We start from the raw sequence: 15,483 nt of genomic DNA on the forward strand, positions 1-15,483 counted from the left end.
CGCGGTCACTTCTCGAGGCGCGATCGGATCTGGGCGGCGGCGTCGCGAAAGGCCGCAGCCTGCTTTGCGCAGGGCGGCGGGCAAGGACGGCGCTTCTTCCAGCCGCAACCCTTCTTCGTGTTGGAGCTCAGCATGGTGAGGACGGCAATGGTGCGCTCGTCGCCATCCTTTTCGGCACGCGGCAGCTCGGCGAGCCGGGCCTCGCAGCTCGCTGCCGAGCGAACGTCGAAGGCGACGAGCAGCGCGGGGGTCGCGTGCTCGCGAACGTCCGCTCGCTGCAGGAGCTCGCGCGCACGCCCGCGCACCGCCGGAGCGGTCACGTAGAGATCGTAGAGCAGGTCGGGCCCCGCGGCGCCCATGTCCTCTGCCATCAACGCGAGGGCTTGCTCCGTTTGCCCATCGCTGAAGGCGAGCTTGACGAGCAAGGTGCGGACCTTCTCGTCTTTTGCCGTCACGCGGTCCACGGCGAACAGCTTTTTCAAAGTGCCAACGGCGTCCGCGTAGCTGTCGGGCTTCTCGCCGTAGGCCAGCGCCAGCGGCAGCAGTACGTGGGGGTCGGCGGGGTAGCGCTGGACGAGCCGCCGCCAGCCGGACAAGCCGCTCTGCTTGGCGGCCTCCAGCTCTGCGATGGTCGCGCGCTCGGGCTCCGGTGCGGCGTCCGGCGCTTCGAGCACCGCGCTCGCACTCGGCGGTGAGCTGGGCGTCGGGGGCGTGTTTGGTGGGGGCGCCGTGCTGAGCGCTGGTGGAGGCGGCGCCGTCGCTGGCGCCAAGCTGGCCGCGGGCGTGGCGATGAAGCCGGCCCGCACGATGAAGACCGCCGCCGTCAAGGTGGCGACGCCGATGACCGGACCGGCGACGAAACGCCGTAACCGTCCAGGTCGCTTGCCCAGCACCACGCCCCGCAGCGCGGCAGCAGCGCCAACGAGAACTGCCACCCCGCACAGGAGCACGTCCCAGGCCGCGCCGCCGGTCGCGGCGCGAGGCAGGCGCCAGAAATCGTGAGCGCGGACGGCGAGCGCGGAGAGGCCGTACGCCACGATCGCCGAGTAGACGACCGCGCGGGTTCTCATCAACAGCTCGGCAATCCGCGCGCTGTTGTTCCAGATCCGGCGGCGGAAGTGGCGCAACAAGAGCAACGCGGGGGTCGCGACGGTGCCGAGGATGGTGAGCGCGACGAGCAACAGCTCCAGTTCAGTTGGCGTACGGTGCAGCACGTACATCCGGAGCCCGGTGCTCGCGGCCATCGCGAGCCACAAGAAGAGCAGCCCGGCGCCCAACGCCGCCACGGCCACCAAGCGCGTGCGGTCGTGCTCGCTGGCCTGCGTGGCTCCGCTGAGCGAGGGTGGGGGCGCCGACATGCGCAGCTCGGCGGCGTGGGTGTCGACATCGTAGGCCGTGAGCTCGGCTTCCAACTCCAGTGCGGTGGCGAAGCGCTCCGCGGGATCCCGCGCCATGGCGCGCTGCACGATGCCCTCCAAGCGCTGCGGAATGGACGACACGAGAGACCGCGGCCGGGGAGGCTCTCCGGCCATCACCGCCAGGACGGTGGCCTGGGGAGTGGCTTCGGAATACGGCTGCTTGCCGGTCAGCATGACGTACAGGAGCGCGCCGATGCCGTAGACGTCGCTCCTTTCGTCCGCGCGCTCCGCGCGGGCTTGCTCCGGGGACATGTAGGCCGGCGTCCCCATCACGATGCCGCTGCGCGTGAGGGTGATGTCGCGAGTCTCGACCATGCGTGCCAGCCCGAAATCCAACACCTTGGCGCGGGGCGCCTTGCGATCACCGGTGAGGAACACGTTCTCCGGCTTGAGGTCGCGGTGGATCACGCCGCAGGCGTGCGCCGCGGAAATGCCTCGACACACCTGACGCGCGATGTGGGTAGCGAGCGGCGGCGGCAAGGTCCCGACCTCCCGCAACAGGCCCGCCAGATCGGTACCATCCAGATATTCCGTCACGATGTACGGCCGGCGGCTGGGCGTGAGCCCGATGTCGATGACGTCGACGATGTTCGGGTGGACCACGCTGGCGATGGCGTGCGCTTCGCGCTCGAACCGCGCTGCGATCTCCCCGTGGGCCGTCATGTCGATGCGCAGCACCTTGATCGCGTAGCGCTTGGCGGGGATGCGGGTATGGCGAGCTTCGTACACCCGCGCCATGCCGCCCTCGCCCAGCAGACGGGTCAGCGTGTAGGTGTCCCGCAGGGAGAGGCCGACGAGATCGTCGGCGTCGAGATCTTCCATCTCGACGTCGTACAGCGTCACCGGCTCGTTCGAATCGTCGACCACCACCACGCAGTGTAGGCCCGCGCGCGCGTGGCTTCACGCGCCGCGTGGGATGGCGACCACCACGACAGTATTGTTGTGGTAGCCATCGAGCTTGCCCGGGCTGCGTGCGACCTCGCCGTAGCTCAAGAACCCGGCGATGGGCGCTTCCGGGAAGACCTGGCGAATGGCCGCGATCTCTTCGTCGTAGCGACTACCGAAGGTCGTGCCTCGACAGATGCAGCTGAACACCAAGACGCCGGCGGCTTCGGACGCTCCCAGCTCTTCTCTTGCCGTCCGTGCGGCGACGCGCGCGCCTTCCGTCATGGCGTCCGGCTCTCCGCGGACGACGCACACGTTGGAGCCCTCGGGGACCTCGCCAGCGAAGAACAACGCACCGTTCGGCTCCACGCGAATGGGCGCGCGCACGCGCACTACCTGCTCGAAGAGCAGCACGCCGAGCTCGTGCTCCATCAAAAAGCGCGGCACGTCTTCCGGCTTGAGCTCGACGCCGCGCTCCCGCGCGAACTTCTTGTACACGGAGAGGGCCGGCTTTCCGTCGATTTCCATCACCACGTTGCCGGCGGCCTTGGTGATGGTCATACGCGGCGACACCACCTCGAGACCGTGCTCCACCCCCGCACCCCAACGATCTTGGGAGTAGACGTGGAGCGCCACGACGCCACCGCTGAATTCCAGGCCGTTGGCCCCCACTACGGTGCGCGCCAGATGCCCTTCATCCGCAGCACCGGCGCCGACGAACAGCTGCTCTTCAGGGACCTTGCGGCGGATCTCGACGACGAGCTTCTCGAAGTTGGGGGAGAGACCATCCCCCAAGATCAGGCAGGTGGACACGCCCCGCCCGGACACGCGATGTCCCTCCGCACTGGCATCGAAGGCATCGCAGATCTCCTGCGCGATGTCCTTCGCGGGAGCGTCCATCTTACGGACGATCGACAACTCATGCCGCGCCTTGCCCCAACCGACGAGCAGACAGGCCACGCCACCGTGGGACAAGCCGCGTTCGGTGATCTCACCCGCAGTGCTGCAACCGACGAAGTCGATCCCGCGCAAGCGTTCTCGTGCGACGGACAGGGCCCCGGCGACGCCGCGCTCCGGCGCTACGAACAGGAAGCCGAGGGACGGCGTGCGACCGCCGAACTTGGCCAGCGCCTGCTCCAGCGCCTCCGCAACCGCCTTCCTCGTATCCGATGCGGTCGAGGCACCGCTTCCGCAGAGCGTGTACATGTCAGCCGACCCCTCACGGCCAGCGATTAGGATAGCGCCGGACTCCCTGACCGTCACCCTTGACGCGAGTTACCCGCAGTCCTTCTCTGGCACGAAATGAGACGCGCCGTATTTCTCGTGTCGCTGGCCATTCTTGGTTGTGGACCCGCACCGGCTCCGCGGTCGGCTCCGCCGCCCGAACCACCACCGCCCACACCGACGCCTCAGGTCATCGCCACCGGCGAGCCCAACACCGTGGAGGTGCCCCCGGCGGTGGCGGAGGAAGAGGATCCCGGCACCGTCGCCGCGGTGGAGGTCACCCAGAACACGGGCTGGCTCACCTTCCACGGCGACAACACACGCACGGGGACCGTATCCGCGCCGGCGATCACCAACCCCCGGATCGCGTGGTCTGCGGAGGTCGGCATCCAAGGCTACCTGAATGGCCCGGTCGCCATCGGCGGCCAGCTGGTCATCGTCCCGAGCTCCGGCAAGGCACACAACCAACCGGACCCCAAAGACGGCGTGGTGGCGCTGGATCAGAAGACCGGCAAGCGCCTCTGGTTCACGCATTTCGATCAGGACGCCAACGGCGTGGCCGTGACTCAGAGTCGCGTGTTCGCCACCAGCGACGACGGCAACACCTACGCCCTCGACCTGCGCACCGGCAAGGTGGTGTGGAAGCAGGCCGGCAAGGGCAAGGTGTACAGCTACCCACTGCTGGTGGGCGACAGCGTGATCGTCGGCGACGCGGGGGGCTACCTCTACGCTCTGGCCCAGGCCGACGGCAAGGAGCGGTGGAAGACGCAGCTCACGGGTGCCATCCGCGGTGGAGCTTCGGCGGACGAGCGTTTCATCTACGCGGCGTCTCAAGGCGGCGAGGTGGTGGCCCTGACCCACGACGGCAAGGAGGCGTGGCGCCAAACCGTGATGCGCCCCCCCTGGGGCGGCAAAGGTCGCCCGCTGCCGACCGAGATCTACGCTCCGCCGATCGTGGCGCAAGATCTCCTGATCCTGCCGTTCTCTCGCGACACTTACTACAAGGACGTCCCGGGTTTCGTCGCCCTGGCCAAGAAGAACGGCCGGGAACGCTGGCGGGCGAAAGGTCCCGGGGACTGGGGCAACGTACGCACCACGCCGGCGTTGGTGGCTGGCATGTTGGTGTACGCCGAGCCCTACTCCGGCGACATCGTGGGCATCACGGTGTCGACCGGGCGCATGGTGTATCGACACACCGTCGGTCCCTGCTACTTCCCCCAGTGGTCCTCGCCCGCTGCTGCCGGCGACGTGGTGTACGTACCGCGCTTCGGCGGCAGCGTGTATGCGGTGCGTGCGGCCAGCGGCAAGAAGCTCTGGGATCTCTATCTCGGCGACAAGAAGTCCGCCGGTCGAGCACAGCGCGCCGCAGGGTCGGGATGCGAGTGGGACGTCCCCAGCGGCTTCCCCCTGTACTCGCCAGCCGCCGTGGCCGAAGACGGCACGCTATTCGTTGGCTCGGGGGAGGGCTGGCTGTATGCCATTCGGGGGAGCTGACGGCGCGGGAGGCGGCGCCGGCGGAGCCGTGGGCTCTGCCTTCGGCGCCGGCCCTTTGAGCAGCTCGACCGCTTCCGGTACCTGAAGCGCCGCCGCCGGGTTCGCCAGCTTGTCGATGGTCTCGATGCCGGTGGGCGCTACCCCGGCGTCGCCGCCCTCTTCCGCCACCGGCTCGAGCTCGATGGCGGGGGTGCCCTCTTCTTCCTCGGAGCTACCGTGGCCGAGCTTGGGCGCAGGCGTGAAGGGCACGTTGCGATCCATGGCCGGCGTGTCCCACGCGCCTTCAATCAAGTGCAGCGCTTCGGTGATGTGGGAGATGTGGCTGCAGTGGGCGGCTTCGTTGCGACCCTTGTAGGACCACAGGTGAAAGCCATTCTGATCCACGCGCGCCACCTCACCGAAGGGATCGTCCGTAGTGCCCAGCGGCGTGCGCGTGAGGCCCAGCTCGGAGAGCAGCAAATCCGCCGTGGCGTGCGTGGACGGGTATTGCACTGGATCCACGTCGGAGTGAGTGAAGATGAAGATCTTTTCCCCTTCCAACGCCTTCTTGGCGAAACGGAAGGTGGGCTCGAGGGGTTGAGACGAGAGCGACGCGATGGTGCCATCGTGCCTGGGGTGCGCCGGGTTCCACGCCGCGTGTAGTCCGTCGAGCAGCACCACGGCGTCCACGCGATCGTCACCGTGCTTCAAGATTTCGTTCACCGCGCCGTAACCCGCGCTCCAGGCGGACAGCAGCACGTGGCGGATGTGGGCGCCGTCGTCGTGGGTGTAGCTCTTGAGCGCGCTCTCGATGGACGACAACAGCTTCGGAAATATGTCCGGCCGCTGAAAGGCGTTGGAGTACTTGCCGCTACCGAGGCCCTTGTCGATCCCCACGTAGGCCACGCCCCGCGCCACCTGCACCACCGTCTTGCGCACGGCGGAGTGACCATGGAAGTGAATGACGACGTCGTACCCCATGTCGTCGGTGTGGCCGCCCTTCTGGGGGATGGCGATGCGCCCCATGTACAGGTTCTTGTAGGCCGTGTAGGGCCCGAGCCCGATGGGGTCGTGGGGGTTGCACTCGTGAAACCCCTTCTTGCGCAGCGCGTCCGTCAACGGCGCGGGCTCGAGCTCCGGAACGTCCGGCTTGATGAGCTCCGCATCCACCGTCGGTGCCGCCACGCGCTCGAGTCGCTCACTACCTTTCGAGCGCGAGCCCATGCCCACGAGCACGGCCACCAAGCCGAGCCCCGCGAGACCGATGCTCAGGGCCCGCCGGTAGATTGCACCGTCGCTGGGCCCCGACGTCTTCCGCGGCGAGGTCACGGGCCCAAGTGTAGTGATCGGCAGGCCAATGGAAATGCCAGAGGTCACATTTCGTTTTCACTGGAATTTCTCGCCGCCCCGGTCTCGCGCCAACCAAGCTACCCTGATGAACCCCTCGTGATTCGATCGCTGCGCGCCCTGCTCATGTTCTGGACGATCTTCGCGTCGTACGGGGTGCAGTGGCTGCTCGCCCACGTGTTCGGGCAGAAGCGTCTCGCCGCGCGGATGGAGCGCGTGCACGTCAAGAACGCGCGCCGCTTGGCGCAGGGCTTCACGCGGCTCCGCGGTGTGTTCATCAAGGTCGGTCAAGTGCTGAGCGTGATCGGCACGTTCCTCCCGGCGGCCTACGGCAAGGCTCTCGAATCGCTGCAGGACAAGGTTCCCCCGCGGCCATTTTCGGAGATCGAAGGGCGTCTCACCGAGGCCCTCGGGGACGATCCCCTGTCGCACTTCGAAACGTTTCATCGCGAGCCGCTGGCCGCCGCGTCCTTGGCGCAGGTGCATCGCGCAACCACCCGCGACGGCGAGCCCGTCGCCGTGAAGGTGCTGTACCCCGGAATCGAAACGCTGATCCGTCGCGACCTGGCAGTGATCCGCTCGATCGTTCCCGTCGTGCGCCGCCTGTTCCCGATCTCCCGCATGGAGCGCGTGCTCGACCAGCTCGAAGCCATGCTCTCGCGAGAGACGGACTACGAGAACGAGCGCAGGAACATCGAACGCATGCGCGAGGTGTTCGCGGACAAGGAAAACGTGGTGGTGCCCCGCGTGGTCGGCGAGCTCACCGCTGCCGGCGTGCTCACTCTCACCTTCGAAGAGGGCGTGAAGATATCCGACGTGGAAGCGCTCGAGCGCGAAGGTATCGACCGGGAGGCCGTCGCCCGACTGCTGGTGGAGTGCTACGTGAACATGCTGCTGGAGCACCGCGTGTTCCACGCGGATCCCCACCCCGGGAACTTCCTGGTGCGGCCGGGCCCCACGCTGGTGATCTTGGACTACGGCGCCGTGGAAGAAGTGACCGACGCGCTGGCGGAAGGCATGAAGATGGTCGTGCTCGGCGCCATCACGCGGGACGACGAGCAGATTCTGTCGGGGCTCGAGCGCATGGGCTTCGTGGCCGCCGACGGCGATCGGGACCTCTTGGCCAAGGTGGGGCGCGAGTACCTCAAGGTGCTGGCCAGCGTGAACATCACCAACTTCGCGCAGCTGGATCGCGACACCATCGAGAAGCTCTCCGGCTACGAGCAAATCCGCGGGCAGCTTCGGGACATCATGCGCAGCGTGGAGTATCCGGAGGGGTACTTCTACGTGGAGCGCACTTTGGTGCTGCTCTTCGGTCTGGTGGGTACCTTGGCGCCCAAGGCAGGATTGCCGGGATTGGTGTTGCCGTACGCGTCGCAGGCCTTTGCGCGGGGTCTGTCCACCGCGAGCCCGAGCCCGCCACCGTCATGAGACGTGGGCTCGTCCTCGCGTGTCTGATGTGCGGCTGTGCACGGCCGCCGGAGCCGTCCGCGGCCCAGGGCAAGCAAGCGCACGTGGAAGCGTGCCACTACGACGTGAAGCTGACGAGCATGACGCCCGCGACGCTGGACGTGAAAGTGCACTGCAGCGGCGCGCGGCTCACGCACTTCCGCGCGACGGAGCCGAAGAGCGTGGGGTACATCTCCGCCGTGCGGGCGGACGGCCACGCGCTGCGGCACGACGGCGCGCGCTGGGTGCTGGACGGCGCGCCGTCCAGCGTGGAGCTCCGTTACCGCGTGGACCTCGACGGCGTGGCCCGGGACGTGGATGGCTTCGATGTAGCGGCGCGCTATGGCGACAGCATCATCGCGCCGGCGTCCACCTGGATGCTCAGCCCGGAGCCGTCGGGCTCCGAGACGCGACTTTCCCTGAGCGTGACCACGCCGCCCGGGCAGAGCTTTGCCACCGGGCTCGAGCGCGTGGGGGACGTATATCGACTTCGGGGCCACGAGCTGCCGGTCGCCACCTACGCCCTGTTCGGGAAGCTGTCGTCCCACGTGGAGCGCGTGCCCGGACCCTTTGCCCTCGCGGCGGACCAACAAGAAAACGCCCCACAGGCGGAGATCGATCTGGAATTTGCCGACGGCGATCTCGACACGCCTCGCGAGGTCGTCGGCGCTTGGGTGCACGACTCCGTGAAGGCCGTGGGCGAGTTCTGGCACGGCTTTCCTGTGCGGCGGGTGATGATCAGCGTGCTGCCGGTGAAGGATCGCAGCGGGGTGCTGTTCGGCAAGGTGTTGCCCGAGAGCTCACCCGGCATCGTGATCCTGATCGGGGAGCACACCGAGAAGAAGGACCTCTACGACGACTGGGTGCTGGTGCACGAGCTCTTCCACTTGGGCGTGCCGTCGTTCAGCGGCGAGGGCAAGTGGCTCGACGAGGGCCTGGCCACCTACTACGAGCCGCTGATCCGCGCGCGCGCAGGGTTCATCAGCGAGCGCGACGTGTGGGCGGAGTTCGCGCGAGCGATGCCGCAGGGCCTGCGCGCCGTGACCCGTTTGGGGCTGGAAGAGAGCGAGAGCTATCGCGACATCTACTGGGGCGGCGCCATCGTCACGCTGCTCACGGACGTTTCGGTGCGCAAGGACTCCGGCGGCGCCCGCGGTTTGGAAGACGGCCTGCGCGCGGTGCTCGCCGCCGGCGGCAACGCCAGCGAAGTGTGGCCTCTGACGCAGGTGATCGAGGTCTGCGATCGCGGCGCGCAGGACGACGCGCTCTCCAAGCTGTCCCTGCCGCGCATGCATCGTGGCAAGCACGTGAGCCTGCCGCGGTTGTGGCACGACTTGGGCGTCGTGCCCGTGCACGGTGGCGTGCGCCTGCGCGACGACGCACCCCTGTCCCGCACGCGCAAGGCCGTGGTCTTCGGGCGATGAGCTTCGGGCTGTGGTCGGAGTTCGCGGACGACGACACCGTCCGCGGGGCGCTGCCGGAGCTCGGTCGCCTGGGCCTTCGGCTCCACTTGGCGCTGCCGGCCGCGCGCCTCGGCGACGCCGGGCTCGCGGCGCTCACCCGTGAGGCCGCCGACCACGGTGTGGACGTGTTCGCGTGGTTGCTCCTGGATCGCGCCCACGGCTATTGGGTCGGAGAGACCAACGCGGAGCAGGTGCGCGAGGCCGTGCTCGATCTCCTGCGCTGGCGCAGTGCTCGCGACGGCGTCGCCCTGCGTGGTGTTTCCTTCGACCTGGAGCCGGACTTCGAGTACGCCGAGACGCTGCGACATTCCCCGGTGTTTCGCTGGCTCCCGCTCATGAAGCAGCACCTGCATGCCGACAAGTTCACGCGAGCGCAGCAAGTGTTGAGCGACACCGTGGACCGCCTACACCAGGCGGATGTCTTCGCCCACGCCGTCACGCTGCCGCTGGTGCTCGATCAACCCGAGGGCAGCACGCTCCTGGAAGACGCTCTCGACATTCCCGTGAGCGGCATCCCGTGGGACGAAGTCTCGTTCATGGTGTACCAGACCGCGTTCGCCCAGCTCGTCGGCGAGTGGCTCGGCCCCGCGCTGGTACAGAGCTACGCCGAAGACGCCATCGCTCGCTTCGGCGAGCGCGCGGGTCTCGATCTCGGCGTGGTGGGCAGCGCCGGCATCGGCATCGATCCCGGCCGCCGCTATCCGGATCCCGAAACCCTGCGCCAAGACGCCGCCGCCGCCCGCGCCGCCGGCATCAAATCCCTCAGGGTGTACAGCCTCGACGGCGTGCTCGAACAGGGCGGCCCCGAACGCTGGCTTCCCCCGCGAGAAATCGCTCGACCAGGGGGCACGCGCCGCGAGGTCTTGGGCCTGCGCAACGCCGTGGCCACCCTGGTCCGAGCCTTGGGCATTTGATTGTCGGGGCGGCGCGGTACCTCGCGTCGTCACTTCACCACGATGGGCAGCTCGATGCTCGTCTCGCCCGCCACGACGGTGATCGTCGTGGAACCGGCGGCCTTGGCCGTCACGGAAGCGACGGGCGAGCCGCTGTGCACCGCGGCGATGCTCGGCTCTGCGCTCTTCCACGCGAAGCCATCGGCACCCAGGAGCTTCTCGTCACTGGCGTACGCCGTCGCGCGGAGCTCGACGCTCTCGCCGAGGGGCACCTCGAGGGCGGAAACCGGCGTCTCGTCGGCCGTCCCTTCTTGCAGCTGAGTCAGCTCCAGGCGATCCGCGCTACGCACGTGCAGCGTCGTGGAATCGACGAGATCCCCGGCTGCGTCGCGCAGCTCGATCTTCACGTTCCCCGCAGCGTGCGTCGTGAGATCGAAGGCGTTGTCGCACACCTCGTCGAAGCCCTCCGGACACACGCCGCTCGCGGGCAGCGTGGTGCCCTCCGCCTCGGAGTCGCTGATCTGCTTTTCGCACCCGCAGCTGCGACGGACGGCGATCTCCGCGATTGCGGGATCGAGGGAGATGGCCGACACGCCCTCGGCATTGCCGGGACCGGTGACGTCGATGCGCTCGCTCGACTCACTGAGCACGGGCTGATCCGTCCCGCATCCGAAGAAGCACGACGCGCCGTAGCTGAAGTCCACGCGTCCGAGATCCCCGCGGGTGGAGTCCCCCACGGAACAAGCCGAGCTCAGCGCACCGAGAGCCAAGAGCGAAGCCAAAGGCAGTTTCTTCATGTTCATGACAAGCCCTGGTGCAGCCGGCGTGCCACCCGTGATTTCGCATACTTGGCCGCAGGTGTGACGCGAAGCGTTGTCGCCCCGGCACACCTCGGTGTTTCGGCTCCGCGACGGGCGCGAAGCATGTGACGCAAGGCGCCGACAGCGCGATCACGGCGTCAGTTTTAGCTTCTTCGTCGTACGGCTGGCTTCGTCACGCAGCATGGCGACCAGGTCCGTGACCCCAGGGTCGCATCCCTGCTGCACGAGCAGCGTCGTGATCTGACCGCGGTGATGGGTCTGATGGTTGAAGACGTGGGAGACCGCCCACCACAGCGGAAACTGCTCCTGTCGACCGCGGCGCATGTACACCAGGGCGCCCGAGAGTTGCTCGGACGTGAGCTCGGCGATCCAGACCGATAGTGCGTCGTCGGTGACGGCACGCTCCCTTCGGAGCTCTTCGAAGTCGGAATAGAGCTCCTGATCGAGGGAGCGAATGCCCCCAGGTCCGAAGTCTCCGTCCGGGACGGGGACGTTCGTGAAGCGTGCGAGCCAAACCCTGTCGGCGAGCAAGATGTGGTTGAACGTGCCGTGTATGGACTTGAAGAACGCGCCAGCATCGCGCTTGCGCGCTTCGTCGCTGAGCGTGGCGGCGGCGCCATACAGCTTTTCGTTCATCCACCGGTTGTAGCGGGCGAGGGCGCCCAGCCATTCCACGCTCATCGTCATGACTACGTCCAATCGAGCACGAGCTTCAGGCCGGCGTCCAGCGCCTTGCGCGACCGACGCGAGAGCGTGCCGACAATTGGGTCGAACTAGGCCTTGTCGAGCGCGACGACCTGACACACGAGCCCGACGGCGGGCCGCACGGCGCGGTGTTTCCGCGCCGCCCCGACATCCATCAGTTCAAGGATTTGCAGTTGGCAGAGCAGCCATCGCCGGAAACGTTGTTTCCGTCGTCGCACACCTCGCCGCCATCCAGAATGCCGTCTCCGCACTTGGGGATGGTGCAGCTGGTGCGGCACTTGGACGGCGTGTTGAACGCGCGAATCACCAGCGGCGCGGGTGAAGCGACGCTGCCCAGGCCAACGATGGCCTTGTTGCCGTTCACGAAGGCGAAGCTGCTGATGCCGGAGCCGAAGCCCATGTCCACGGTCACCGTCCAGTTGCCGGGCACTGGCAAGGAGCTGATGGCGCCGCCGTCGGAGTTGGACTGGAACTGCCACGAACCGATGGCGGTAGTGGCGCTGTTCTTGTTGAACTCCGAGAGCGTGTCGTCGGCGACGGTCACGAAGGTGGACGAGGGAAGTCCGCTCATCTGGCACTTCACCGCGGAGGGCGGCTGGTTCTGACCGGAGCTGTTCTGATCGATGCCGTGCACCATCACAAGACTGAGCTGGCCGGTGTTCACGTTGCGTTGGAGCATTGCGCGGCTGGCGCCCAAGGCCTCGAAGCCGGTGTGGCTGCTGGCGGAGCTGTAGGCGTAGAAGCTCTGCACCGTGGCCGCCATGTCCAGCGGGGTGACGGCGAACACCAGGTTGCCGCGCTGCGCCTGGAATGCCGGCCGATCTTCGTTGCCGGGGCCGAGGTCGCATTGCTCACCGGGCTGGGGAATGCCGTCGCCGCAGAAGCCGGGCGCGCCACCGGTGCCGCCGCTGCCACCCATGCCACCGGTTCCGCCAGTGCCGCCGCAGCTGCCGCAGCCGAGGCTATCGACCTCGCTCACGCACAACGAGTCCCACGACACCTGACAGCAGAAGCCGTCGGTCGCGCACACGCACTGGGCGATCTGCGGATCGAGGCAGGAGGGCGCTTGCGTGGGGACGCAGCAGTCGCCGGCCGGCCCACCGCCGGTGCCACCGCTGCCGCCGAAACCGCCAATGCCACCGCTGCCACCGGGACCTCCACCGAAGCCGCCGATGCCACCGCTGCCACCGGGACCTCCGCCGAAGCCGCCAATGCCGCCGCTGCCGCCAGGGCCTCCGCCGAAGCCGCCAATACCGCCGCTGCCGCCAGGACCTCCACCGAAGCCACCGCTGCCGCCGGTGCCGCAGTTGCCGCAGCCGAGGCTGGTGACCTCGTCGACGCACAAGTTGTCCCAGCTCTGCTCGCAACAGAAGCTGTCCGTCGCGCACACGCAGGAGGAGACGTTGGGATCGACACAGCCCGGCGTCTGCGAGGGAATGCAGCAGCTGCTCTGACCCCCCGTGCCGCCCATGCCACCACTGCCGCCCGGTCCGCCACCGATGCCGCCGCTACCGCCGGGCGCACCGCCGATGCCACCGATGCCGCCCGTGCCTCCGGTCGCTCCGCCCCCGGTGGCGCCGCTTCCGGTAGCGCCCGTTCCGGTGCCTCCGGTTCCGTAGAGATCGTCCTCCAGTCCCGCGCGTCCGCACGCGACCGGAGCCAGACCCAAAAGCACCCAGAACGCTAAGCTCTTCTTCACCCGCCGATTTTGACAGGCGCGGGTCACCAGCTCAAGGAGTTGGCAATCAGTCGATGCCGAAGCGTTCCTTGTTCTCCGCCAAGTACTGAACGTAGTAGCCGCTGTCCTGTTCTGGCTGGATCTCCCCCGCCTCCACCGCCGCCTCCAGCGCGCGCTTGATGTCCCCCAGCTTCTTGGACGGGGGAATGCCGAAGGTGGCCATGAGCGCGTTGCCGAGCCCGGTGGGGAGCGGAGGGACCTTGGCGTCTTCCTGCGCCAGCTCCGTGATGCGCACCGCCAGCTCGTCGATCATGGCGATGCCACGGCGCTTCTTCTCGGGTCGCTTGGTGGTGATGTCCGCGCGAGAAAGGCACAGCAGATCTTCCAGGTAGGGTCCCATTTCCCGGGCAAAGCGCCGCACGGCGCTGTCCGTCCAGCTGCCGTCGTACTGGCTGGCCCGCAGGTGGTGCAGCACCAGGAATCGGATTTCCCTGAGCAGCGTCTCGTCGGCGGTGAACAACTTCTTGCGCCGGTTCAGCTTGTCGAACATGCGGGCGCCCACCTCGGCGTGACCGAAGAAGTGCACCTCACCGGTGGGCGAGATGGTGCGGGTCCGCACTTTGCCGATGTCATGAAATAGCGCGCCCCAACGCACCTCGATGCGAGGCACCGCCTGGAGCACCACCTGCTTGGTGTGCTTCCACACGTCCTTGTGGCGCCACTCGCCATCTCCGAAGCCGACCAGGGCCTTCACTTCCGGCAACAACACGTCCAGCACGCCGGTGGTGAGCAGCGCGTCGAGCCCTTCGTCCGGGTGATCTCCCATCATCACGCGGTCGAGCCAGGGACGCATGTCCGCGGGGCTGAGCAGCTCCATGTCCGCGGGATCCACCAACGTGACGGGCCGAGCCGTGACGCCGCGCTCGGCGCACTCCGCTGCGCGCTCGAGGGCGTTCATCGCACGGTTCTTGTCCCCCTGAGGGGCGGTGGAGCGTTCAGGCATGGTGATGGTGGCAGCCCGACGCTCAGGGCCGCTGGGAGGCGGGGCTCTTAGCACAGGTCGTCGGGAATTTGAGAGGTTTGCACCCCACCCTCGCCCTTGGAGACGAGGTTTGTCATGCTGCGGGACCATGCGCAAAATCGCCGTCCTGGGGCTGCTGGCCGCCCTCGGCCTTCTGGGCTGTCCAGGCACCGCACGCGACTTCAGCGTGCCCGACAAGGACGCGGACACGCCGGTGCCGGACGCTGCGGTGAACGTGGAAGCCGGCCCGCCGGTGCCCGTGCGCGTGGTCAACTGGAACACCCAGAACTTCTACAACGACAAGCGCGACAGCCTCGAGGTGCCGGTCGCGGACGAGATCATCCTCACGTCCCAGGAGTATCAACAGAAGCTCTCCGGAATTGCCGGCGTGCTCACCAGCCTGACGCCGGACGTGATCGTGATCGAGGAAATCGAGAACCAAGCGGTGATGGATGACCTGGGCGACGCCCTCGGCGGCTATCCCAACCGCCACATCACCCAGGGCAACGATCCCCGCGGCATCGACATCGCGATCCTCAGCAAGTTTCCCATCACCTCGGTCGTTTCCCACAAGGACGAGTTCTTCAAGGCCAGCACGGATCCGAGCAAGACCTTCGTCTTCGCCCGAGACGTGCTCGAGGCCCACATGGTCATCAACGGCCGGCAGGTGGTGTTCTTCGGTGTCCACTGGAAGAGCGGAACGGACGCAGACAGCCAGCTCAAGCGCATCGCCGAAGCGGAGCAGACGAAGAAGATCGTCCAGCAGGTGGAGTTCGACGACCCCACCACCTTCTCCATCGTTCTCGGTGACTTCAACTCCGACAAGGACACGCCACAGATGGCGGCGCTGAAGGGCACGGACCTGGTCAGCGCGACGGAGATCATCCCTGTCGCCGATCGCTGGAGCGTGGACTACGGCTCCAAGATGCTGTTCGACGACCAGATCATCGACAGCACCGCCGCTGGGGGTCTCGACGCGGAATACCCCGCAAAGGTGAACATCCTCCACTCCGGCACGGTGAACGCCCTGAGCGACCACTCCCCGGTGCTGGCCACGTATCTCGTGAACTGAGCGACGCTAAGCCCTTGAAATTATTGGGGACGGG

Annotated in this window: 12 protein-coding genes; 5 read left to right on the forward strand and 7 right to left on the reverse strand. The window is 67.5% G+C overall.

The window, feature by feature from the left end; translation table 11 throughout:
• Positions 1-5: 5 nt before the first annotated feature.
• Positions 6-2,285, reverse strand: coding sequence for a serine/threonine protein kinase (locus H6717_41905; protein MCB9583663.1), 2,280 nt, complete (start codon positions 2,283-2,285; stop codon positions 6-8).
• 33 nt (positions 2,286-2,318) lie between these two features.
• On the reverse strand, positions 2,319-3,509 hold the full coding sequence (locus tag H6717_41910) for an FIST C-terminal domain-containing protein (GenBank protein ID MCB9583664.1): 1,191 nt from the start codon (positions 3,507-3,509) through the stop codon (positions 2,319-2,321).
• A 96-nt stretch (positions 3,510-3,605) separates the two neighbouring features.
• Between H6717_41910 and H6717_41915 the strand changes: the two genes are divergently transcribed.
• Positions 3,606-5,021: a PQQ-binding-like beta-propeller repeat protein gene (locus H6717_41915; protein ID MCB9583665.1), complete on the forward strand. Its 1,416-nt coding sequence runs from the start codon at positions 3,606-3,608 to the stop codon at positions 5,019-5,021.
• Here H6717_41915 and H6717_41920 read toward each other — a convergent pair.
• A complete protein-coding gene (locus H6717_41920) occupies positions 4,971-6,329 on the reverse strand; it encodes a hypothetical protein (GenBank protein ID MCB9583666.1) in 1,359 nt (452 codons plus the stop codon). The genes H6717_41915 and H6717_41920 overlap by 51 nt on opposite strands.
• Positions 6,330-6,446: 117 nt before the next feature.
• On the opposite strand from H6717_41920, the gene H6717_41925 reads away from it, so the two are divergent.
• The 3 genes from H6717_41925 to H6717_41935 are packed head-to-tail and all read left to right on the forward strand — an operon-like array spanning position 6,447 to position 10,173.
• Complete coding sequence (locus tag H6717_41925) at positions 6,447-7,778, forward strand: AarF/ABC1/UbiB kinase family protein (GenBank protein MCB9583667.1); 1,332 nt, start codon at positions 6,447-6,449, stop codon at positions 7,776-7,778.
• A complete protein-coding gene (locus tag H6717_41930; protein ID MCB9583668.1) occupies positions 7,775-9,220 on the forward strand; it encodes a hypothetical protein in 1,446 nt (481 codons plus the stop codon). Before H6717_41925 ends, H6717_41930 begins: the two co-directional genes overlap by 4 nt.
• Positions 9,217-10,173 (forward strand): hypothetical protein, encoded by a 957-nt coding sequence (locus H6717_41935; GenBank protein ID MCB9583669.1) that lies wholly within the window; start codon positions 9,217-9,219, stop codon positions 10,171-10,173. The genes H6717_41930 and H6717_41935 overlap by 4 nt, the downstream gene beginning before the upstream one ends.
• A gap of 29 nt (positions 10,174-10,202) precedes the next feature.
• Here H6717_41935 and H6717_41940 read toward each other — a convergent pair whose 3' ends face one another.
• From H6717_41940 to H6717_41955, 4 genes are all read right to left on the reverse strand, one after another.
• Positions 10,203-10,955, reverse strand: a complete 753-nt coding sequence (locus tag H6717_41940; GenBank protein ID MCB9583670.1) for an Ig-like domain-containing protein — start codon at positions 10,953-10,955, stop codon at positions 10,203-10,205.
• Between the two features lie 147 nt (positions 10,956-11,102).
• Positions 11,103-11,660 carry a damage-inducible protein DinB gene (locus H6717_41945; GenBank protein ID MCB9583671.1) on the reverse strand — a complete coding sequence of 186 codons (558 nt, stop codon included), beginning with the start codon at positions 11,658-11,660 and terminating at the stop codon, positions 11,103-11,105.
• Positions 11,661-11,832: 172 nt separating this feature from the next.
• Positions 11,833-13,377 (reverse strand): DUF4215 domain-containing protein, encoded by a 1,545-nt coding sequence (locus H6717_41950; protein MCB9583672.1) that lies wholly within the window; start codon positions 13,375-13,377, stop codon positions 11,833-11,835.
• Between the two features lie 46 nt (positions 13,378-13,423).
• A complete protein-coding gene (locus tag H6717_41955) occupies positions 13,424-14,359 on the reverse strand; it encodes an HD domain-containing protein (GenBank protein ID MCB9583673.1) in 936 nt (311 codons plus the stop codon).
• 127 nt (positions 14,360-14,486) lie between these two features.
• On the opposite strand from H6717_41955, the gene H6717_41960 reads away from it, so the two are divergent.
• Positions 14,487-15,449, forward strand: coding sequence for an endonuclease/exonuclease/phosphatase family protein (locus H6717_41960; protein MCB9583674.1), 963 nt, complete (start codon positions 14,487-14,489; stop codon positions 15,447-15,449).
• Positions 15,450-15,483: the final 34 nt, after the last annotated feature.

Source organism: Polyangiaceae bacterium (assembly GCA_020633235.1).
GTDB lineage: Bacteria > Myxococcota_A > Polyangia > Polyangiales > Polyangiaceae > JACKEA01.